At 75.3% G+C, this 19,232-nt stretch carries 17 protein-coding genes; 7 read left to right on the plus strand and 10 right to left on the minus strand.

Features of this window, described 5'->3' with window-relative positions; all coding sequences use genetic code 11:
* Positions 1-39: 39 nt before the first annotated feature.
* Complete coding sequence (clpX, locus tag J3473_RS09080) at positions 40-1,323, plus strand: ATP-dependent Clp protease ATP-binding subunit ClpX (protein ID WP_030527421.1); 1,284 nt, start codon at positions 40-42, stop codon at positions 1,321-1,323.
* Between the two features lie 86 nt (positions 1,324-1,409).
* Here the strand turns inward: clpX and J3473_RS09085 are convergent, their stop codons facing one another.
* The 5 genes from J3473_RS09085 to J3473_RS09105 are packed head-to-tail and all read right to left on the minus strand — an operon-like array spanning position 1,410 to position 5,451.
* Entirely contained in the window at positions 1,410-1,928 is a 519-nt protein-coding gene (locus J3473_RS09085) for a hypothetical protein (RefSeq protein ID WP_207022810.1), read from the minus strand.
* A complete protein-coding gene (locus J3473_RS09090) occupies positions 1,925-3,274 on the minus strand; it encodes a DUF58 domain-containing protein (RefSeq protein ID WP_207022811.1) in 1,350 nt (449 codons plus the stop codon). The genes J3473_RS09085 and J3473_RS09090 overlap by 4 nt, the downstream gene beginning before the upstream one ends.
* The gene (locus J3473_RS09095; protein ID WP_030527418.1) at positions 3,271-4,236 is read right to left on the minus strand and encodes a MoxR family ATPase; all 966 of its coding nucleotides are present in this window, start codon (positions 4,234-4,236) and stop codon (positions 3,271-3,273) included. The genes J3473_RS09090 and J3473_RS09095 overlap by 4 nt, the downstream gene beginning before the upstream one ends.
* Positions 4,233-4,721: a hypothetical protein gene (locus tag J3473_RS09100; RefSeq protein WP_207022812.1), complete on the minus strand. Its 489-nt coding sequence runs from the start codon at positions 4,719-4,721 to the stop codon at positions 4,233-4,235. The genes J3473_RS09095 and J3473_RS09100 overlap by 4 nt, the downstream gene beginning before the upstream one ends.
* A complete protein-coding gene (locus tag J3473_RS09105) occupies positions 4,714-5,451 on the minus strand; it encodes a DUF4129 domain-containing protein (RefSeq protein WP_207022813.1) in 738 nt (245 codons plus the stop codon). Before J3473_RS09105 ends, J3473_RS09100 begins: the two co-directional genes overlap by 8 nt.
* Positions 5,452-5,511: 60 nt before the next feature.
* Between J3473_RS09105 and J3473_RS09110 the strand changes: the two genes are divergently transcribed.
* Positions 5,512-6,189 carry a hypothetical protein gene (locus J3473_RS09110; protein WP_207022814.1) on the plus strand — a complete coding sequence of 226 codons (678 nt, stop codon included), beginning with the start codon at positions 5,512-5,514 and terminating at the stop codon, positions 6,187-6,189.
* Positions 6,190-6,287: 98 nt separating this feature from the next.
* Here J3473_RS09110 and valS read toward each other — a convergent pair whose 3' ends face one another.
* From valS to eccD, 4 genes are read right to left on the minus strand one after another with little or no spacing between them, the layout of a single operon-like run.
* Entirely contained in the window at positions 6,288-8,918 is a 2,631-nt protein-coding gene (valS, locus tag J3473_RS09115; protein WP_207022815.1) for a valine--tRNA ligase, read from the minus strand.
* Between the two features lie 43 nt (positions 8,919-8,961).
* Complete coding sequence (locus J3473_RS09120) at positions 8,962-10,209, minus strand: S8 family serine peptidase (RefSeq protein ID WP_207022816.1); 1,248 nt, start codon at positions 10,207-10,209, stop codon at positions 8,962-8,964.
* Positions 10,206-11,537 (minus strand): type VII secretion protein EccB, encoded by a 1,332-nt coding sequence (eccB, locus tag J3473_RS09125; protein WP_207022817.1) that lies wholly within the window; start codon positions 11,535-11,537, stop codon positions 10,206-10,208. The genes J3473_RS09120 and eccB overlap by 4 nt, the downstream gene beginning before the upstream one ends.
* A 1-nt stretch (position 11,538) precedes the next feature.
* Positions 11,539-12,873 carry a type VII secretion integral membrane protein EccD gene (eccD, locus tag J3473_RS09130; protein ID WP_207022818.1) on the minus strand — a complete coding sequence of 445 codons (1,335 nt, stop codon included), beginning with the start codon at positions 12,871-12,873 and terminating at the stop codon, positions 11,539-11,541.
* Positions 12,874-13,103: 230 nt separating this feature from the next.
* Between eccD and J3473_RS09135 the strand changes: the two genes are divergently transcribed.
* From J3473_RS09135 to J3473_RS09155, 5 genes are all read left to right on the plus strand, one after another.
* A complete protein-coding gene (locus J3473_RS09135) occupies positions 13,104-13,421 on the plus strand; it encodes a WXG100 family type VII secretion target (protein WP_030527409.1) in 318 nt (105 codons plus the stop codon).
* Positions 13,422-13,445: 24 nt separating this feature from the next.
* Positions 13,446-13,736 (plus strand): WXG100 family type VII secretion target, encoded by a 291-nt coding sequence (locus J3473_RS09140; protein ID WP_036829365.1) that lies wholly within the window; start codon positions 13,446-13,448, stop codon positions 13,734-13,736.
* A gap of 117 nt (positions 13,737-13,853) precedes the next feature.
* Positions 13,854-14,438: a hypothetical protein gene (locus tag J3473_RS09145; protein ID WP_207022819.1), complete on the plus strand. Its 585-nt coding sequence runs from the start codon at positions 13,854-13,856 to the stop codon at positions 14,436-14,438.
* Positions 14,438-15,928, plus strand: coding sequence for a S8/S53 family peptidase (locus J3473_RS09150; RefSeq protein ID WP_207022820.1), 1,491 nt, complete (start codon positions 14,438-14,440; stop codon positions 15,926-15,928). The genes J3473_RS09145 and J3473_RS09150 overlap by 1 nt, the downstream gene beginning before the upstream one ends.
* Positions 15,928-17,388, plus strand: a complete 1,461-nt coding sequence (locus J3473_RS09155; protein WP_207022821.1) for a hypothetical protein — start codon at positions 15,928-15,930, stop codon at positions 17,386-17,388. The genes J3473_RS09150 and J3473_RS09155 overlap by 1 nt, the downstream gene beginning before the upstream one ends.
* 159 nt (positions 17,389-17,547) lie before the next feature.
* On the opposite strand, the gene J3473_RS09160 is transcribed toward J3473_RS09155, so the two are convergent.
* Positions 17,548-19,122, minus strand: coding sequence for a hypothetical protein (locus J3473_RS09160; RefSeq protein ID WP_207022822.1), 1,575 nt, complete (start codon positions 19,120-19,122; stop codon positions 17,548-17,550).
* Positions 19,123-19,232 lie beyond the last annotated feature (110 nt).

Consider the following 19,232-nt stretch of genomic DNA (forward strand, 5'->3'; position numbering starts at 1 on the left):
GCGTCGGGGGCGTTGTCGAGCCGAGGTGGAGGACGTTCCGTGGCACGAGTGGGAGAGACCAGCGACCTGCTGAAGTGCTCCTTCTGCGGCAAGTCGCAGAAGCAGGTCAAGAAGCTGATCGCCGGCCCCGGCGTCTACATCTGCGACGAGTGCATCGACCTGTGCAACGAGATCATCGAGGAGGAGCTCGCCGAGACCGGCGACCTCGGCCTCGACGAGCTGCCCAAGCCGCGCGAGATCTTCGACTTCCTCGAGAACTACGTCGTCGGCCAGGACGTCGCCAAGCGCGCGCTCGCCGTCGCCGTCTACAACCACTACAAGCGCATCCAGGCGGGGGAGGCCGGCTCCAAGAAGGACGCCGACCACGTCGACATCGCGAAGTCGAACATCCTGCTCATCGGCCCGACGGGCTGTGGCAAGACCTACCTCGCGCAGACCCTCGCGAAGATGCTCAACGTCCCGTTCGCCATCGCCGATGCGACGGCCCTGACCGAGGCCGGCTACGTCGGCGAGGACGTCGAGAACATCCTCCTCAAGCTCATCCAGGCCGCCGACTACGACGTCAAGAAGGCCGAGACGGGCATCATCTACATCGACGAGGTCGACAAGATCGCCCGCAAGTCCGAGAACCCGAGCATCACCCGGGACGTCTCCGGCGAGGGCGTGCAGCAGGCGCTGCTGAAGATCCTCGAGGGCACGACCGCGTCGGTGCCCCCGCAGGGCGGCCGCAAGCACCCGCACCAGGAGTTCATCCAGATCGACACGACGAACGTGCTGTTCATCGTGGGCGGGGCGTTCGCCGGGCTCGAGAAGCTCATCGAGTCGCGCAACGGCAAGAAGGGCCTCGGCTTCGGCTCCGAGCTCCACACGCCGAAGGACCTCATCGAGAGCATCCACGAGGTGATGCCCGAGGACCTCATGAAGTTCGGGCTCATCCCCGAGTTCATCGGTCGCCTCCCGGTCATCACGACGGTCGCGCCGCTCGACGTCGAGGCGCTCGTGCGCATCCTCACCGAGCCCCGCAACGCGCTCGTCAAGCAGTACCAGAAGATGTTCGACATCGACGGCGTCGTCCTCGAGTTCAGCGACGACGCGATCGAGGCCGTCGCCGAGCAGGCGCTCGCCCGCGGCACCGGTGCCCGCGGCCTGCGGGCGATCATGGAGGAGGTCCTCCTCCCGGTGATGTTCGACGTGCCGAGCGACGACGAGATCGCCAAGGTCGTCGTCACCCGCGACGTCGTCCTGCGCAACGTCAACCCGACGATCGTGCGCCACGACGACGAGGGCGGCCGCAAGCGCACGCCGCGCAAGCGCTCCGCCTGACGGCGCACCCCCGCCACGTCGCGAGCCCGGACCGGTCGGTCCGGGCTCGCGGGCGTTCGGGGGCTCGGGCGGTGCGGCCGGCCGGGTCAGCCGGTGCGCGCGGCGCGCCAGGCGAGGACCGCGGTGGCGGCCAGCCCGGCGAGGGCGAGGGTCACGACGGCGGTACCCCAGGCCGACGGGGTGCGGGTGCCGAGGAGCCCGACGATCGCCGCGCCCGCTCCCGCGGTCGCGAGCAGCCCGCCCTGGGTCGCCCAGCGGCGCAGGGTCGCCCGGGGCAGCCCGGCGCCGGGCGGGAAGGCGGCGAGCAGGGAGAGGGACAGATGTGTCGCCAGCACGAGCGTCGCGATCAGCACCGCAGCGGCCCAGCCGCCGACGTCCGTCGGCGTCACGCCGCTCATCCCGACGACGACCACCTGCCCGACGAGCAGCAGGGTCGCCCCCCAGCGACCCGGCCGGCGCAGCCCCCACCACGTGAGGCCGGCGAGCGGGAGCGCGAGGACGGCAGCCGTGACCGGGGTCGAGAGCGCGGCGAGCCCGAGGAGCAGGACGTCGGCGACGACGACGAGGAGGGCGGCGAGCGACCGCCAGCGGCGCGCGGGGGTCATCGGGCTGCTCCTGCCGTGCGGGGCCGACGTCCGATGCCGCGCAGCACCGTGTCGAGGGCACCCTCGGCGCCCCAGGGGACGACCGGCACCCCGGCCCGCGCGCAGCGGTGGGCCTCCCGCTCACGCTCCAGCAGCCGCAGCCGCCACGTGAGGGACGCCAGCCGCGGGTCCTCGATGCCCGTGGCGGCGACGAGCGCGGCGGGGTCGGCGTCGGGGGTCGCAAGGTGCCCCGGCAGGGTGTCGACGACGAGGACGACATGCCCGCTGCGGGCCAGGCGGACGGCGTGAGCGAGCGGCTCGGCCGACACGAGCGCCGAGAGGATGACGACGACGGCGCCGGGTGGCACCGACCGGCGCAGCTGGGCCCGCAGGGCGCGCTCCTCACCGACCGAGCCGCCGGAGGGCTCGGCCCGGCCGAGGCCGAGGAGGATGCGGGTCAGCTGGTGGTGCCCGCCGACCGCCGGGACGTCGACGACCCCGCCGCCCCCGAGGACCGACACGCCCACCCGGTCGCCGGTCGAGAGGTAGTGGGCGGCGAGCGCACCGGCGGCGTCGACCGCGACGTCGAGGCTCGAGCGGCGACCGGTGTCGGTGTCGGGCACGCCGACGTCGCGCAGCGCGTCGACGAGGAGGCGGACCTCGGCGTCCTGGTCGGCGTGGGTCGTCGTGACGTGGAGGGTGCCGGTCCGCAGCGACACCGGCCAGCTGATGCGGCGCAGCCGGTCGCCGGTGCGGAACGGGCGCAGGTCGGCGAGCTCGGTGCCGGAGCCCTGCCGGTTCGAGCGGTGCTGCCCGACGAGGCCGGACGGGTGCGGCAGGCCGGCGCGCGAGGAGAACCGGCCCGGGCGCGGCACGACGGTCACGGCCCCGCGCAGCTGCTCGGGCGAGAGCCACACGAGTCCGCCGAGGTCGCCGAAGCCGGCGACCTGGGCGGGTCCGACCCGGCGCGAGCCCCACCGCAGCGCCTCGACCTCGACCCCGAGCGGCACCAGCTCGTGCGGCTGCAGGCCCTCGGTCGCCGCGGCCACGTGACCGTGCCGAGGCGTCGAGCGCCCCCAGCGGTCGGCGGGCAGGTGGGCGACGACGTCGCGCAGCCCGGGGACGGGCGCGAGGTCCAGCCGCCACACGAACGACTCGCCCTCGCGCACCACGAGCGGGTCGACCGACGACTGCACCCGGGGCGCCCGGCGGGGGCGCGTGACGAGCGACCACGCGGCCGCCCCGAGGAGCGGCACGCCGACGACGACGAGGTCACCGCGCCCGAACGCGACGCCCACGACGAGCACGAGCAGCCCGACGAGCAGGGCCCGACCGAGCGCTCGGGTGGGGCGCCACCCGCCGGTCACGCCGTGCGGGCCGTCGTGCGCGGGGTGCGGACGGTGCGCAGGACGTCCGCGACGACGGTGGCCGAGGTGACCTCGCCCATCCACAGCTCGGGCCGGACGACGACGCGGTGCTCGAGGACGGCGGGGGCGACGGCCTTGACGTCGTCGGGGGCGACGTAGTCACGGCCGCGGACGACGGCCAGGCCGCGCGCCACGAGCATGAGGCCGAGCGAGCCACGGGGGGAGGAGCCCATCAGCACGTGCTCGTGCTCGCGGGTGGCCCGGGCGAGGGCGACGCAGTACCGCCCGACCTCGGGCGAGACGGTGACGTCCTCGAGGGAGGCCTGCAGCTCGAGCAGCTCGGCGGCGTCGACGACGCGGCGCGCCTCCTGCTCCTCGCGGCGTCGCTCGAGGCGACGGCCGAGGACCTGCCACTCCTCGTCGGCGTCGGGGTAGCCGAAGGCCACGCGGACGAGGAAGCGGTCCAGCTGCGCCTCGGGCAGCGGGTAGGTGCCCTCGTACTCGACGGGGTTGGCGGTCGCGAGCACGTGGAACGGCCGCGGCAGCCGGAAGGTCTGGCCCTCGACGGTGACCTGCCCCTCCTGCATCGCCTCGAGCAGCGCGGCCTGCGTCTTCGGGGGCGTCCGGTTGATCTCGTCGGCGAGCAGCAGGCCGGTGAAGACCGGGCCCTGGCGGAACTCGAAGCGCCGCTCGCCCTGGTCGTAGACGAAGCTGCCGGTGAGGTCGGAGGGCAGCAGGTCGGGGGTGAACTGCGCCCGGGTGAAGTCGAGGCCGAGCGCCTGCGCGAGGGTGCGCGCCGCGAGCGTCTTGCCGAGCCCGGGGTAGTCCTCGAGGAGGACGTGCCCGCCCGCGAGGACCGCCGCGACGACGACCTCGGTGGCCGCCCGCTTGCCGACGACGACGGTGTCGACCTCGTCGAGGACGGCGACGGCGCGTCGGTGGGTCGTGGCGAGGTCGGTCATGCGGTCTCCTTCGTCGGGGTCACGGTCTGCGTCGGGCGCAGCGACTCGAGGTCGGCGATGACCGCCTCGGCGTCCTGGGGGGTCAGGCGGCGCGGTGGCGCCGCGAGGTAGCGGGCGAGGGCGCCGTCGGGCGGGGTCGCGGGGCGGCCCGCGGCTGCGCCGAGGCGCTCGGCGGTCAACGAGCGCACGAGCTCCTGGAGCTCGGCCGGGGCGCTCGTGTCCGTCCGGTTCGGGGCGAGCAGCCGGCGCAGGGCACCGATCCCGGGCTCGGGCGGGACCTCGTCGGCCCGGCGGGGGAGCCAGTCCCAGTCGACGCCGTCGTCGCGCTGGAGGGGGACGAGCAGCCCGATGAGCGAGACGACGAGGACGACCGCCGCGGCCGCCGCGAGCACGACGACGCCGCGGACGAGGACGAGCGCGACCAGCGCGACGCCGGCCACGCCGAGGCCGACGACCCGGCCTCGGGTCAGGTGCAGGTCAGGCACGGGATCCGGCCTCCTGCCGTTCGACGGCGGCGCGCAGGTCGGCGGCGAGGCGGGTCAGGGCGGCCTCCGCCGTGGCCCGGTGGTCCTCGGTCAGCTCGTGGTGCGACCAGGCTGCCTCACGGTAGAGGGCCGCCAGCGACTGCAGGGTCTCCTCGTCGACCTCGAAGCGGCGCAGCACGCCCACGGCGGTCTCGGTCGAGGTGCGAGAGGCGCTGAGGGTGAGCCCGGCGGCCCGCAGCGTGTCCTCGAGCCGGTCCCACGCCGCGATGATGCCCTCCGCCGGCGTGCCCCGCCCGAGCACGACCAACCGCTCCTCCGCGTCCTCCGAGAGCGCCGTGCCCAGCCGGGCCAGGTCCGGCCCGGCCGTGTCGTCGGCCTCGACGGCGCGCGGCCCCTGGAGCGAGCGGAGCAGCGCCCGCAGGACGAGGGCGAGGACGACGAGGAGCGCGAGCCCGACGAGGCCCACCGCGGTCCACCCGACGAGCGCCGCGAGGGAGTCGCCGTTGACCGAGGCGGAGCGGAAGGCCCGGGCGTCGACCTCCGAGGAGGGGCGGAAGACGTCGTCGTCGGCGCCGTACTGCGTCACGGGGCCGAGGTGCGGGCCGCTGATGACCCGCGGGATGCCGGGGACCGACGCCGCCCAGACGGCCAGCAGCGCCGCGGCGGCCGCGGTCACCCCCAGGGCGACCCGGCTCCGCCGGGCGCGGTCACTGCGTCGTGCGTCCCCCACGCGACACACCCAACCACACGCGGCTTGGCGAGAGGGGGACCGGGAGGGGACGATGTGCCCGTGGCGACGACCTTCCGGCTGCGGGCCGGCGACACCGGCCCGGTGCAGCAGTCGCCGGTGACCTGCGGGTCGGCGTGCCTGACCGTCGCGCGGATGCTCGTCGACCCGGTCTTCGCGTCGTGGGTCCGGACGGGCGACCCGCACCCGCCCGGCTCACCGGCGGGGGCCACCCAGGCCGAGCGCTTCGCCGCGTACGAGCGGGTCGTCATGCGACGCACGAACGGGGTGCTCTCGGGCGGTCGGCGCCCGAACCTGCCGTGGCCGCGGGCGCTCGGTACGCCGCCGTGGGGCGCGCTGCGCGAGTTGGAGTTCGGGGCGGCCCGTCTCGGGACCCGCTACACGCTCGAGCTGCTGCGCGGCGCCGACGAGTACGGGCTGGTCGAGCGCTTCGAGACCCTCCAGCAGGTCGTCGCCGACGGCGAGCCGGCGCTGCTGTACATCGGCACCGCGGTGCTGCCGCGCCACGTCGTCCTCGTCCTGCCCGGCGACGGCGACCGGATGCTCGACGTCTACGACCCCGGGACCGGCCGCGTGGGCCACCTGCGCCGGGACGAGGTCGTGCAGCACCGGATGCGCCTGTCCGGCTGGGACGTCCCCTGGGTGGCGGTGCGGCCGACGGGTCTGCGCCGGGTCGAGGCACGTCAGGGCGCCCCGTCCCTCGGCCCGATGCCCGCCTGAACCCCGTCGAGTGAACAGGACACGCCGCGTGCGGGGCTCCGCAGACGGCGTGTCCTGTTCACTCGACGGGTGAGAGCGCACCCGGGCGAGGGGGGACCTCAGGCGGTCGGCTTGGGGACCGGGACGAGCTCGAGGTCGCGCGTCGCGACCTCCTCGCCCTCGGCCCACTCGAGCGAGCCGGTGAGCCGGCCGGCGGCCCGCAGGTCTGCCTCGCCGGCGCGCAGGTGCTCGAGCAGCGCGGCCGGGGCGACGATCGTCGCGGTGGGCACCTCGGCCCGCATCCCGACCTTGGCCTCGGACTTCGCCTTGCGGACGACCGCGAGAGCGGCGCCGACGGCGGGCAGCGCAGCGGGGTCGCCACCGGCCGGCACCTCGTCGGCGGTCGGCCACGGCGCGCGGTGCACCGTGCCCTCGTGGAACCAGCTCCAGACCTCCTCGGTGACGTACGGGAGGACCGGCGCCAGCAGGCGCAGCACGACGTCGAGGACGAGGCGCAGCGTGGCGCGGGCGGAGGCGGCCTCGGCGTCACCGCGCGAGCCGTAGGCGCGGTCCTTGACGAGCTCGAGGTAGTCGTCGCAGAAGGTCCAGAAGAACGACTCGGTCACCTCGAGGGCGCGGGTGTGGTCCCAGCCCTCGAAGCCGGCGGTCGCCTTCTCGACGACCTCGCGCAGCGCGGCGAGCACCGACAGGTCGAGCGGGTCGGTGACCTGCGCGGCGAGGTCGCCCTCGACGTCGCCGAAGGAGAGCGCGAACTTGCTCGCGTTGAGGACCTTGATGGCCAGCCGTCGCCCGACCTTGATCTGCCCGACGTCGTAGGCGGCGTCGGCGCCGAGGCGACCGCTGGCCGCCCAGTAGCGGACGGCGTCGGCCGAGTGCTCCTTGAGGAGGTCCTCCGGCGTCACCACGTTGCCCTTGGACTTGCTCATCTTCTTGCGGTCCGGGTCGAGGATCCAGCCCGAGATGGCGGCGTTCGTCCACGGCACGCTGCCGTGCTCGAAGTGCGCGCGCACGACCGTCGAGAACAGCCAGGTGCGGATGATGTCGTGGCCCTGGGGGCGCACGTCCATCGGGAAGACCTTCTCGAACAACGGGTCCGGGTCGACGCCGTCACGGCCGCGCCAGCCGGCGGCGATCTGCGGGCTGAGCGAGGAGGTGGCCCAGGTGTCGAGGATGTCGGGGTCGCCGACGAAGCCGCCGGGCACGCCGCGCTGGTCCTCGGTGTAGCCGGCCGGCGGGTTCGCCGCGGGGTCGACGGGCAGCTCGGACTCGTCGGGGAGGATCGGGTGGTCGTGGTCCGGCTCGCCGTCGGCGTCGACCGGGTACCAGACGGGGATCGGCACGCCGAAGAAACGCTGGCGCGAGACGAGCCAGTCGCCGTTGAGTCCTTGGACCCAGTTGGAGTAGCGGTTGCGCATGAAGCCGGGGTGGAAGTCGACCTCCTCGCCGCGGGCCACCAGGGCCGCGTTGAGGTCGGCCTCGCGCCCGCCGTTGCGGATGTACCACTGGCGGGTCGTGACGATCTCGAGCGGCTTCTCGCCGCGCTCGTAGAAGTTGGCCTTGCGCTGCGTCGGCTTCGGCTCGCCGTCGAGGTCGCCGGACTCGCGCAACGCGCCGACGATGGCCTCGCGCGCCGAGAACGCGGTCTTGCCCGCGACCTGCTCGGCGTAGAGGGCCTCGCCCGCCGAGCCGACGAGCCACTCGGGGGTCTCGGACTGCATGCGGCCGCTGCGCGTCACGAGCGAGCGGGTCGGCAGGCGGAGCTCACGCCACCAGAGCACGTCGGTCAGGTCGCCGAACGTGCAGCACATCGCGATGCCCGCGCCCTTGTCCATCTCGGCGGCGGGGTGCGCCACGACCGGCACCTCGACACCGAACAGCGGCGTGCGCACGGTCGTGCCGAACAGCGGCTGGTAGCGCTCGTCGTCCGGGTGGGCGATGAGGGCCACGCAGCTGGGGATCAGCTCGGGGCGCGTGGTCTCGATGTGCACCGGGCCGTCGGCGCCGTGGAACGCCACGCGGTGGTAGGCGCCGGGGTAGTCGCGGGCCTCGAGCTCGGCCTGCGCGACGGCGGTCTGGAACGTGACGTCCCAGAGGCCGGGGGCCTCGGACTGGTAGGCCTCGCCGCGACGGACGTTACGGAGGAACGCCTGCTGCGAGGTGGCACGCGAGTGGTCGTCGATCGTCCGGTAGCCGATGGACCAGTCGTAGCTGTGGCCGATCCGGCGGAAGAGGGACTCGAACGCCTCCTCGTCCTTGACGGTCAGCTCGTCGCACAGCTCGATGAAGTTCTGGCGCGAGATGGGCATCTCGTCGGCGGCCTTCGTGCTCTTGGCGTTGCCGCGGAAGGGCGGCTCGAAGTCCGGGTCGTGGTGCAGCGACGCGTCGCCGCGCACGCCGTAGTAGTTCTGCACGCGCTTCTCGGTGGGGAGGCCGTTGTCGTCCCAGCCGATCGGGTAGAAGACGTTGAACCCGCGCATGCGCTTGTAGCGCGCCATGCAGTCGGTGTGCGTGTAGCTGAACACGTGCCCCATGTGCAGCGAGCCGCTGGCGGTCGGCGGCGGGGTGTCGATCGAGAACACCTGCGAGCGGTCACCGGCGAGGGCGGCCTCGCGGTCGAAGGCGTAGGTGCCCTGCTCCTGCCATACCGCGCCCCACTTCTCCTCCAGGCCGTCGAGGGACGGCCGGTCCGGGATGGCGGAGGCGGCGGTGGGGGAGGCGTGCTCGGTCATGGCCGACATCCTCCCAGACCGCGGAGGGTGCCCTCACCCGGGTTCAGCCGGTGCGGCGTCGGCGTGCGAGGCGCACGAGCGCCAGCCCCGTGAGGGCGCTGCCGGCCGCGACGGCCACCCAGAGCACCTGCCGCCGCTCACCGGCGCGCGGGTCCGCGACCGGGCGCACCTCGAGGCGGGTCGTGGCGGCCTCCGCGCGCGGCGGGGCGGTCGTGCCGGGCAGCGGCGGCCCGGCCATCCCGGCGTCGAGGACCGCCGTCAGCGCCTCGACCGGCTGGATGACGCCCCAGCCGACGGCGTCGTCGCGCGCGTCGCGCCGGTCGCGGGCGGCGGTGACCTCGAGGCGGTGGGCCCACAGCTGCGGCCCCTCGGACGGGAAGCGTTGTGCGAGGAGGGCGGCCGCCGCGCTGACGTACGCGGTGGCGTAGCTCGTCGACCCCTCGTCGGAGGACAGGTAGCAGTCGCCCCACGCGCCGAAGGTCGTCAGCACGTCGGTGCCGGGCGCCGCGACGTCGACGTGCGACCCCGTGACCGACCCCTTGGCCGGCCGGTCGTCCGCGTCGCTGGCGCCGACCCCGAGCACGCCGGGGTAGGCGGCGGGGTAGCGCGGGCCGCGCACGGGGTCCTGCTCGGTGCTCGTCCCGGCGGCCGCGACGACGAGGGCCCCCTCGCTCTGCGCGTGCTCGACCGCCGACCGCAGGCGGGAGTCGTCACCGGCCGTGCTCAGCGAGACGTTGACGACCTTCGCGCCGCCGTCGACCGCGGCCCGGATGCCCTCCGCGAGGGTGCCGGCGTCGGTGTCCGGCCCCTCCTGCGAGGTGCGCTCGTCGGACACGACCTTGACCGGGAGGATGCGGGCGTCCGGCGCGAGGCCCTCGACGCCGGACTTCGAGCCGACGGACCGGGCGGCGATGATGCCGGCGACCGCGGTGCCGTGCAGGCGGGTGTCGGTGCGGGCCGACCCCCCGACGAGGCTCCGTCCGTCGAGCACGGAGGAGCCGGTGAAGTGCTGGTTGCGGGCGACCCCGCTGTCGACGACGGCGACGGTGACGCCCCGCCCGGTGGCCATCGTCCACGCGGTGCGGGAGCCGAGCCGGACGAGCGCCGTCGGGGTGTCGGTGACCCACTGGGTCCGTCCCTCCTCGCACTGCTCGGCCGCGGAGGGCAGGGCCGCGGCCACTGCCGGGGCGGACACGGCGGAGGCGAGCGCCGGTGCGGCCGAGGGGAGCACGGCGGTGCTCGTGAGCAGGAGCGGCGCGGCGATGCGCGCCGCGCGGCGCCGCGAGGTCACGACGTGCCCGAGACGACCGTGCGGGCGGCGTCCTCGCCGAGGGCCGGGCCCGAGCGGAACAGCTCGGTCCAGGCCGCGGGGACCGGGACGACGTCCCCGGACGTGTAGCCCAGGCGGGCGAGCACCTCGGTGTCGGCGCCGACGACCGAGTAGGCCGTGGCGGTCTGGTCCACGGCCAGCACGGGGCCCTTGCCGAGCACCTGCCCCGACACCGCCCGGACGAGCGCGCCGGACCCGGTGTCGACGACGGTGCGGCCGCGGTCGGACGCCGGCGGGTCGCTGGTGACCGTCGTCAGCGCGACGACGGGGGCCGTGTTCGCCGCGGCCGTGAGCGTCGCGCACGGCGTGGTCTCCAGGGCCGTCGGCAGCTTCTCGGGCCAGGCCGTCGGGGCGGTGCGCTGCGGCACGACCTGGAGGCGGGCGATCTGCGCGCCCTCGACGGGCAGGACGTCGGCGGACGCACCCGAGCCGAGGCGGTACATCGCGAGCGCGACGTCGGGCAGCGGCTCGAGGGTGCCGTCGGGGGTGACGAGGTAGTGACGACCGTCGTCCTGCAGCTCGAGCACGGACCCGACCGAGGCACCGGGCGGGAGACCGGGGAGCGGCTTGCCGAGGTCGTCGACGGTGAGCGGGCCGAGCGCCGGCCCCTCGGGGAAGAGGTTGAGCCACGCGGCCGGGGCGGCGACCGGCGGGCGCCCGTCGAGCCGTAGGGCGACCGAGACGGCCGACAGGTCGCGGCCGCGCACCGGGTAGCGCATCCCGTCCGCGACGACGAACACCGCCTCGTCGGTGCGGACGAGCACGGCGGCGCCGTCGGCGGGCTCGGCCCGGCGCTTCGGACCGATGGCGGACGAGACCTGCTGCCCCGCACCGAGGCACGAGAGCCAGCCGGTGTTGACGAGGCGGTCGGCCGGTGCGAGGGAGTCGGGGGCACCGAGGATGCCGAGGGTCGCACCGCGCTCCTTGTCGGCGAGCTCCTCGTCCGGCACGGCGAGCACCTTGAACTGGTTGCTCGGGATGAGCAGGCGGGCGCTGACGGTGTTGACGACCGGGTGCAGCACCTCGTCGATGGACACGTACCGCGCGCCGCTGTCCTCGGCGATGACCAGCCGGTCGTTGCCCCAGTCGTCCGGGAGCGACGAGCGCAGGTACCCGAACGCCATGCTGCCGAGGACGAGCACGACGGTGAGCGCGAGGCCACCCACGACGGCCCGCAGCGGGCGGTCGGGCTCGACCTCGCGACCGCCCGGGGCACCGCTGACGAACGCGGTGGTCAGCCGGCGACGGCTGAACGACTGCGCCTCGACGAGGTCCTTCTTCGTCGCCACGTCAGAGGATCCCGACGGTGGCGGCGGCCAGGGGCAGGAGCGACACGAGCGCGACGCCGTCGAGGGCGTCGGCGACCCGGCCGAGGCGGACCCGGGTGCGGGGGGCGAGGACGGCCAGCGCGACGACGACCGCGCCGGTCGCCCCGAGGAGCACCGCGAGGGCCGGGCGCCACGTCGGGTGCGTCAGCGCGGCGACGACGGCGGCGAGGGCCACGCCGAGGATGCCCGTGGCCATCGCGATGACGACGGTGGTGCGGGTGCGGGCGTGCCGCGTGCGCAGCAGCGTGGCGGCGCACCCGGCGAGGACGAGGGCGGTCCCGGCCAGCCCGTCGGCGACGAGCTGCGGCGTGACGAGGAGCGCCGCCCCGCCGGTCGACAGCCCGACGGCGACCATCACCTCGTGACCGAGGGCCACCTGGCCGCGGACGCGCTCGCGGTCGACCTCGGGCACGTCGGCCTCGATCTCGGCCTCGGTGCGGGGTGCGTGCGTGCTGAGCCGGCTCGAGGAGAGGCCGGCCCAGGGGAGGACGTTGCCGACGACGACCGCGAGCACGAGGACGACGGCGCACACCGTCGTCACGTCGACCTCGAGCACCCCGGTCGCGAGGCCGACCGCGGTGGCGACGAGACCGACGACGGCCCCGGCGGCCAGCACCAGACGGTGCCGGGCCACGACGAGGGCCGCGGCGAGCCCCACGATCGCGACGGCGGAGCCGACCCAGACCAGGCCGCGGCCCCAGAGCGCGTCGGCCGGGGCGACGGCGCTGCCGGAGGTCGCCGCGAACGCGAGGGCGGTGAGCGCGAGGGCGAGCGCGCCGCCGGCCTGCGCCCGCGCGTGGAGGACGGCGGCCGACCCGACCAGGAGGAGGGCGACGGCGAGCGCGACGGCGGCGACGAGGAGCCCGGTGTCCCGAGCGGTGAACAGGGCCCAGGCCGCGCAGAGGAAGAGGACCACGGAGGCGCCGACCGCCGTGCCGGCGCTGTGCCGCGCGGTCCACGGGGCGAACTGCGTCTCGACGACGTCAGCGACGGCTTCGACGACGTCGTCGTAGACCTTGTCGGTCGAGGGGTCGACGACCTCGAGGCTCAGCACCGACCCGTCGGTCACCCCCTGGGCCGCGAACGAGCGGTCGGGGTCGAGGAGGGTCCCGCCGCCCGCGACGAGCCGGAAGCCGTGCGTGGCCTGCTCGGGATCGAGGACCCCGAGCTCGCGCGCGAGCTCGGGGACGATCTCGACGACCGGGATGCCGCCCGGCACACCGAGATCCGCGCGACGGGTGCCCGACGACACGGAGACTCGGACGAGCGACGCGGAGGCGGCGCTGGACTGGCTCACGGTTTCGACTCTCCCCTCGACGGCCGGCCCGGTGCCGGTCCCGACGCGCCCCGAGCATAGACGCGTGGGGTTCGGGGAGTTCTCCCCATCGACCCATTTCGCATGGCACCGTAGGGTCCAGTGCAGGACGAGGGGCCGCACCGGAACCACGTCCGATGGACACCAGCCCTTCAGGGGGTCAGTGAAAACGGCTGCGGCACGATCGTCGTCGCACGAGGGAAGGACACAGCATGGGTGACCAGTTCAGGGCCGGCGCAGGCGTCGTCAAGGCCAGCGCCGACATCGTCTCGGCTGCGCGGGGGGACCTCCGCAAGCAGGTCAACGACCTGCGCACGCAGATGGAGGCCGTCAAGGCGCACTGGGAGGGGCAGGGCGCTGCCAGCTTCCAGAACGTCAGCGAGGCGTGGAAGGTGCAGACGCAGGACATCGTCGACGTGCTCGACACGTTCGAGGCGAACCTCACCGGCACGCAGCGTCAGTACGACGCCGACGACGCCGCCGCGTCGTCGAACCTCAGCAAGTACAGCAGCATGCTCGGCAACGGCTGAGCCGACGAAGGGGACTGAACGATCATGGGTGACGGAATCAAGGTCGGCGGCGCCGGCATCGACGCGCTCGTCGACGACATGCAGAAGGGTCTCGGCCAGATCGAGGGCCGGCTCGGCGACATGAAGAACGACCTCAGCAAGTACGTGGAGCAGTGGGACGGTTCGGCCCGCGCCGCGTACTCGAAGGCCCAGGCCGACTGGGAGAAGCAGATCCAGGAGTGCAAGCAGCTCCTCATGGACGTCCGCCAGGCGGTCATCTCCTCCAAGGAGGACTACCTCGCCGGCGAGCTGCGCAACACCAACATGTGGGGCTGAGCGCCCGACGTGCACGCGCCGGGTGCCGGTGCCTCCTCGGGAGGCACCGGCACCGCGGCGTGACGGGGAGGACCACGGGCGCGGGGCGCCCGTGACGGAACGGACCGAGGAGACGACGTGCCACGACTCGACGACGGCGGACCGGGCGCTGGACCCATCCAGTACCCGAGCATCCTGCAGACGCTCGGGCTGGACTACGAGCAGGACTGGACGAGCTCGACCCACGACGCGCTGCGGACGGTGGAGTACACCGTCGCGTCGCGCTCGACCTTCGGCGAGATCCCGGAGGCGCAGGACTTCGCGACCGTCTACACCGCTGCGGCCCACATCTACGAGGCCACGCTGCGGGGCATCCGCGACGACCTGACCGCCGCCGCGCGGGCGCTGGCCCAGGCCGGCGCCGAGATCCGTGAGCGCGACGAGGCCTCCGGCGACGCCTTCCAGACCCTTCAGGCACGGTGGGCCAGCTCCGACGACTTCGCGGCCTCGCAGCAGACGCAGCAGGCCGCCCGGGACGAGGCCGCGGTCGAGGGGAGCGCGGCCCAGGTGCGCATCGCCGAGGCGGCGCCCGCACCCACGGACCCCACGGACCCCGGTGTCGACACCGGCGTGGGCGGGACGCCCGCCTCCACCCCGACCGGTCCGTCGAGCGGCGGCGCCGCGCCGTCCACCCCGCCCTCCAGCGGCATGGACGTCGGCTGATGCGTCGAGCCCGCGCGCACGCCACCGCACTCGCCCTGGCCCTCGTGGCCACGGCGGCCGGCGCCGTGGCCGCGCCCGCGACGGCCGGGACGCTCGCCGGGGCGCCCGACCGTGTGTCGGCGGCCGCGTCACCGGGTGAGTGGTGGCGTTCGGCGATGGGCGTGGACGAGCTCAACCGCCGGGGCACCGGCAAGGGCGTGACGGTCGCCGTCATCGACGGGCCGATCGACGCCGACGTCCCCGAGCTGCGCGGGAAGGTCGTCTCCAGCCGGAGCTTCTGCACGGGGGCCCGCTTCGACTCTCCGCTCCGCTCGCCGTCGGCCACGGGCAAGCCCGCCGAGCACGCCACCAGCATGGCGGCGCTCATCGCCGGCTCGGGGAGGGGGACGGGACCGGGTGGGCGCGGGATCCGTGGCATCGCGCCCGACGCGACGATCCGGCACTACGCCGCGATGTACCGGAACGACAAGGACAAGGCCACCTGCCCGCTGGTCGACGGCGCGGACGACGTCGACGAGGGCATCGCCCGGGCGATCGACCGGGCCGCCTCCGACGGTGCCGACGTCATCAGCATCAGCCTCATCGCGGGGTACGACACGGAGATGATCGACTCCGTCCTCAATGCGTACCGGGCCGACGCGATCGTCGTGGCCGGCACCCCGAACGACAAGACCGCCGTGCAGTGGCCGGCGTTGGGCAACGGGGTGCTCGCGGTGACGAGCGTCGACTCCGCGGGGCGCATCCCCGACTTCAGCGTGCGCAACGGCCCGTCCCTCGCCCTCGCGGCCCCGGGCAAGGACGTCACGGCCGGCAGCTACGACGACGCCGGCTGGCACAGCGACACCGTCGTCTCCGGGTCGTCGATCGCCACGGCGATCGTCGCCGGCGGCATCGCCGCGATGCGCTCCGCCCACCCGGACGCCAGCGCCGGACAGATCCTCCACGCGGTCAAGGACAACGTGGGGCTGCGCGAGAAGAAGGACGGCAGCGGCTACGAGACCTGGTTCCGCCGCAACGGGTCGGACCTCCCCACCGTGCGCAGCGCCAACCGAGCCTACGGCTGGGGCATCTTCGACCCCGCCGACGCCGTGCAGGTCGACCCGACGACGCTGCCGAAGGACAACCCGTTCGTCCGCACCGGCAAGAACGAGGAGCCGACGGCGCAGCAGGTCGCGACCTTCATGAGCCTGCCGGCGCCGACGCCGTCGGGCTCCGCGAGCCCAACGGCGTCACCGACCGTCAGTGCGACCCCGTCCGGCACGCCGGCGGCCCAGGCGGCTCCGGCCGTCCGCGACGACGGGTCGGGTGGACCGCCCTGGTTCCTCCTCGGCGCCGTCGGGCTCGCGCTCCTGCTCCTCGCCGGAGGTGGGCTCGCCCTGCGCGGACGCCGTGCGGCCGCGGGGGCGTCCTCCGCACCGACCACCTCTGCCACCACGACCAGCACCACGACGACGGACGGCGCCGCGGGCGCCGAGGGGAGGAACCACTGATGGTCATTCCTGACGAGGGCCCGAGCAACCCGGCGCTGCCGGCCGACGCGGGTCCCAACGAGCGCAGGCTCTACGGGATCTACGGATTCTCCACGGTCCTCGTGCGGATGACCGCCGACGACTGGGGGACGACCGCCGACACGGTGAGCAACCTCGCGACCGAGGTGCGCTCGGTCATCACGAAGCTCCAGGGTGCGGACCGTCCGTGGACGGGCCCGGCGGCCGACGGGGCCTACGCGACCCTCCAACAGCTCGCCCGTCAGCTCGACCGGCGGGCCGAGGAGATCACCGGCATCAAGCAGGGCCTGACGAAGGCGGCCGACGCCGCCGACACGGCGCGGCAGGCGTACCAGAACACGGTGCGCACGATCTCGACGGACGTCGACCGCTCCTCGTACGAGCGCACCCAGGCGCGTCAGGGTGGCCAGCCCGCGCCGGACGGCAAGGTCTTCGACCAGGCGGGTTTCGACGCCGCCGTCGCCGCGCAGCGCGAGCAGCGCGAGCAGCAGTCCGCCACCGTCCTCGCCGCCTTCAGCGGTGAGATCGGAGAGGCGGCCAAGGACATGCCGGTCGAGGCCAAGGAGTCCGTCACCATCGACCCCGGGTCCTCCGGGGGCAGCGGTGGAGGGGGCGGTTACCCGTCGGGGGGTGGCCCCAGCGGTGGCTCCTACGTCGCGCCCTCGGGCGGGGGCGGCGGCGTCTACCACGTGTCGCACCCGACCGGCTGGGTGCAGGAGCCCGTCGTCGAGAACCCGCAGCCGCCCACACCGGTGCCGCCCGTCGACCCGCCCGTCGAGCCGCCGGCCCCCGTGAGCCCGGTCAGCCCGACGCCGACCCCGGTCCACCTCGACGGCGGCACGACCGGCACGGTCACGCCCGGCGGCGCCGGCAGCACCGGCTGGGCCGGCACGTCACCGGCCGGGGGCTCGGTCTCCGGCGGTGCCGGAGGTCTCGGCGGCGCCGGTGCGGTCGGCGGTGGAGCCCTCATGGGTGGCGCCGCGCTGCTCGGCAAGGGCGTGCTCGGACGGATGGGCGGTGGTGCCTTCGGGGCCGCCGGCGCGGCCGGCCGTCCCGGCCTGGTGGCCGGCAGCACCTCCGCCGCGGGCCGTGGAGCCAGCGGAGCCGCGGGTCGCGGTGCGGCCGGCGCGGCCGGGCGCACGACCGTCGCCCCCGGTGGTCAGGGTGCCGCCGCGCGCGGCGGTGCCCGGGGCGCCGGTGGCGGTCGCGGCGCGGCCGGGGTCACCGGGTCGCGCAGCACCGGGAAGTACGGGGTCCCGAAGGTCGGCGAGAGCGGCGGCCGCGGTGCCGGGGCCAAGGGTGCCGTCGGAGCCGCCTCCGGGGGGCGCGGTGGACGCCGGGGCCGCGACGAGCAGGCCCAGGACGTCGACCACCTGACGCACGAGGACGAGGAGACCTGGTTCGAGGGCGAGGACGACGCGACCCCGCCCGTCTGGCGCTGACGCCCCGGCCACGTCACGCGAGCGCCCCTTCCCCGTGCCGGGGGAGGGGCGCTCCGTCGTGCCGGGGTCGTCTCGTCTCGCCGGGGTGGTGTGGCAGGGCGGCGGGGCGAGGTGGGTGCGGCGAGGCGAGGTCAGGGGTGGTCTCGCGGTGCCCGGGGGTCAGCCGGAGGTGAACCGGCGCAGCGCCTCGACGAGGCCACCGGCCACGACCGCGAGCGGCAGCGCGAGGACGACCGCGAGCGCCTCGAGCCGGTCGGCGCCGCGCGAGAGCCGGGTCGAGGCCCAGCCCCCGGACAGCGCGACGGCGCCGAGGACCGCGGCCACCCCGAGGACGACCGCCCCGGCGACGACGCCCCAGCGCCAGCCGCCGTCCCAGTCGACGACGGCGACCGAGGTCGAGAGGGTGAGGGACGCCGCGGTGGCGAGCATCGCGGCGCGCGCCAGCCGGTCGCGGACGTGCCGCGCCTGGTACCCCAGCGCGGCGCTGGAGGCGAGGAGGAGCGCCCAGCGCGACCACGGCGCGAGCGTCGACAGCGGCTCGGTGAGCGCGACGACCCATCCGGCGACGACGGCGAGGACGCCGAGGTAGGTCGTGCCGACCGAGACCACCGAGCGGGCCTGCGCGACGCGGTCGCGGACGTCGGTGGCGGTGACGCGGCGGCGGCGCGCGGCGTGCCGCTCGCGCACCGACCAGACGGTCGTCGAGAGGCGGTCGGTGTCGACGAGCTGGGTCTGGTCGACGTCGAGGCTGGCGCTCGGCAGCGCGCGGACCACGACGGGCGCGAGGCCCACGACGAGGGCGGCGGCCACGGTCACCGGCTGCTCGGCGAGCACGGTGCCGGCGACGAGGGCGGCGAGCCCGCCGAGGCAGGCCAGTGCCGTCCGCTCGGCCCGGTCGGCGGGCGAGCCGTCGGACGACGCGAGCGCGAGCACCACGGCCCCGAGCGCGGCCGCCAGCACCACCGCGACCGCGACCCGCGACGGCGATGGGGCGAGCGGGACGAGGAGGCCCGCGGCCCCCGCGAGCGAGGGGGCGCCGACGAGCCGGACCAGCGCGGCGCCGTTGCGGTGCCGGGGGGTGAGGAGGACGGCGGCCACGGCGGCGGCGAGCAGCACCCCGCTCGCCGCCCAGCGGACCGCGGCGGCGTCGAGGACCTGGTCGGTCGTGCCGGCCGGTGCGGCGAGGGCGAGCGCCGCGGCGACGAGCGCGACGACGGCGCTGGCCGCGACGAGCACGGGCCCGAGGTCCGAGGCGCGTCGCGCGGCGCGTCGAGCGGGCCCGCGAAGACGGCGCCGCGGGTGGTGCAGCGCGGAGCGGCTGACCGTGGCGTCGACGTCGTCGACGGCGTCGCGGCGCTGGGTGGCGTCGTCGACGAGCGAGAGCCCGGGGTCGGCGGTCGCGACCGACGGCGAGCGCGACCCACCGGCCCACGCCGGGGCCGACGGGCGGGCGCCGGGGGCGGCGGAGGACCGGTCGAGGCTGACGACCCCCCGGTGCACGGCGTGGGTGGTCGTCCGGACGACGGTGAGGACGGCGCCGGCGGGCAGGTCGCCGGAGATCCGGTCCTGGGGCCCGAGGACGTGGCCGGCGGCGGTCGCGACCGAGCTCGGCGTGGCGCTGGAGGAGATGCCGAGGACCGAGAGGACCTCGCTGACACGGGTGCCGACCGGGACGACGAGGTCGTAGCTGCGCTCGTCCGCGACGAGCGTCAGCTGCTGCGTCGTCCCGTCCACCGGGCCCTCCCGTCGTTCTCCCGCACTCGATCCGGCCCACCTCGGGCCACTCCCCGCGGGGAACAGTATCCACGGGTACGGTAGGCCGAGCGCCAGAAGCACCACCGGGA

Source organism: Phycicoccus sp. DTK01, from assembly GCF_017312765.1.
Taxonomy (GTDB): Bacteria; Actinomycetota; Actinomycetes; order Actinomycetales; family Dermatophilaceae; genus Phycicoccus; species Phycicoccus jejuensis.

Bases quoted from the DNA above. Each gene is read 5' to 3' on its own strand.
- J3473_RS09155 (WP_207022821.1), top strand. From the start codon at position 15,928: ATGGTCATTCCTGACGAGGGCCCGAGCAACCCGGCGCTGCCGGCCGAC.
- valS (WP_207022815.1), bottom strand. From the start codon at position 8,918: ATGACCGAGCACGCCTCCCCCACCGCCGCCTCCGCCATCCCGGACCGG.
- J3473_RS09085 (WP_207022810.1), bottom strand. From the start codon at position 1,928: ATGACCCCCGCGCGCCGCTGGCGGTCGCTCGCCGCCCTCCTCGTCGTC.
- J3473_RS09150 (WP_207022820.1), top strand. From the start codon at position 14,438: ATGCGTCGAGCCCGCGCGCACGCCACCGCACTCGCCCTGGCCCTCGTG.
- J3473_RS09135 (WP_030527409.1), top strand. From the start codon at position 13,104: ATGGGTGACCAGTTCAGGGCCGGCGCAGGCGTCGTCAAGGCCAGCGCC.
- J3473_RS09095 (WP_030527418.1), bottom strand. From the start codon at position 4,236: ATGACCGACCTCGCCACGACCCACCGACGCGCCGTCGCCGTCCTCGAC.
- J3473_RS09140 (WP_036829365.1), top strand. From the start codon at position 13,446: ATGGGTGACGGAATCAAGGTCGGCGGCGCCGGCATCGACGCGCTCGTC.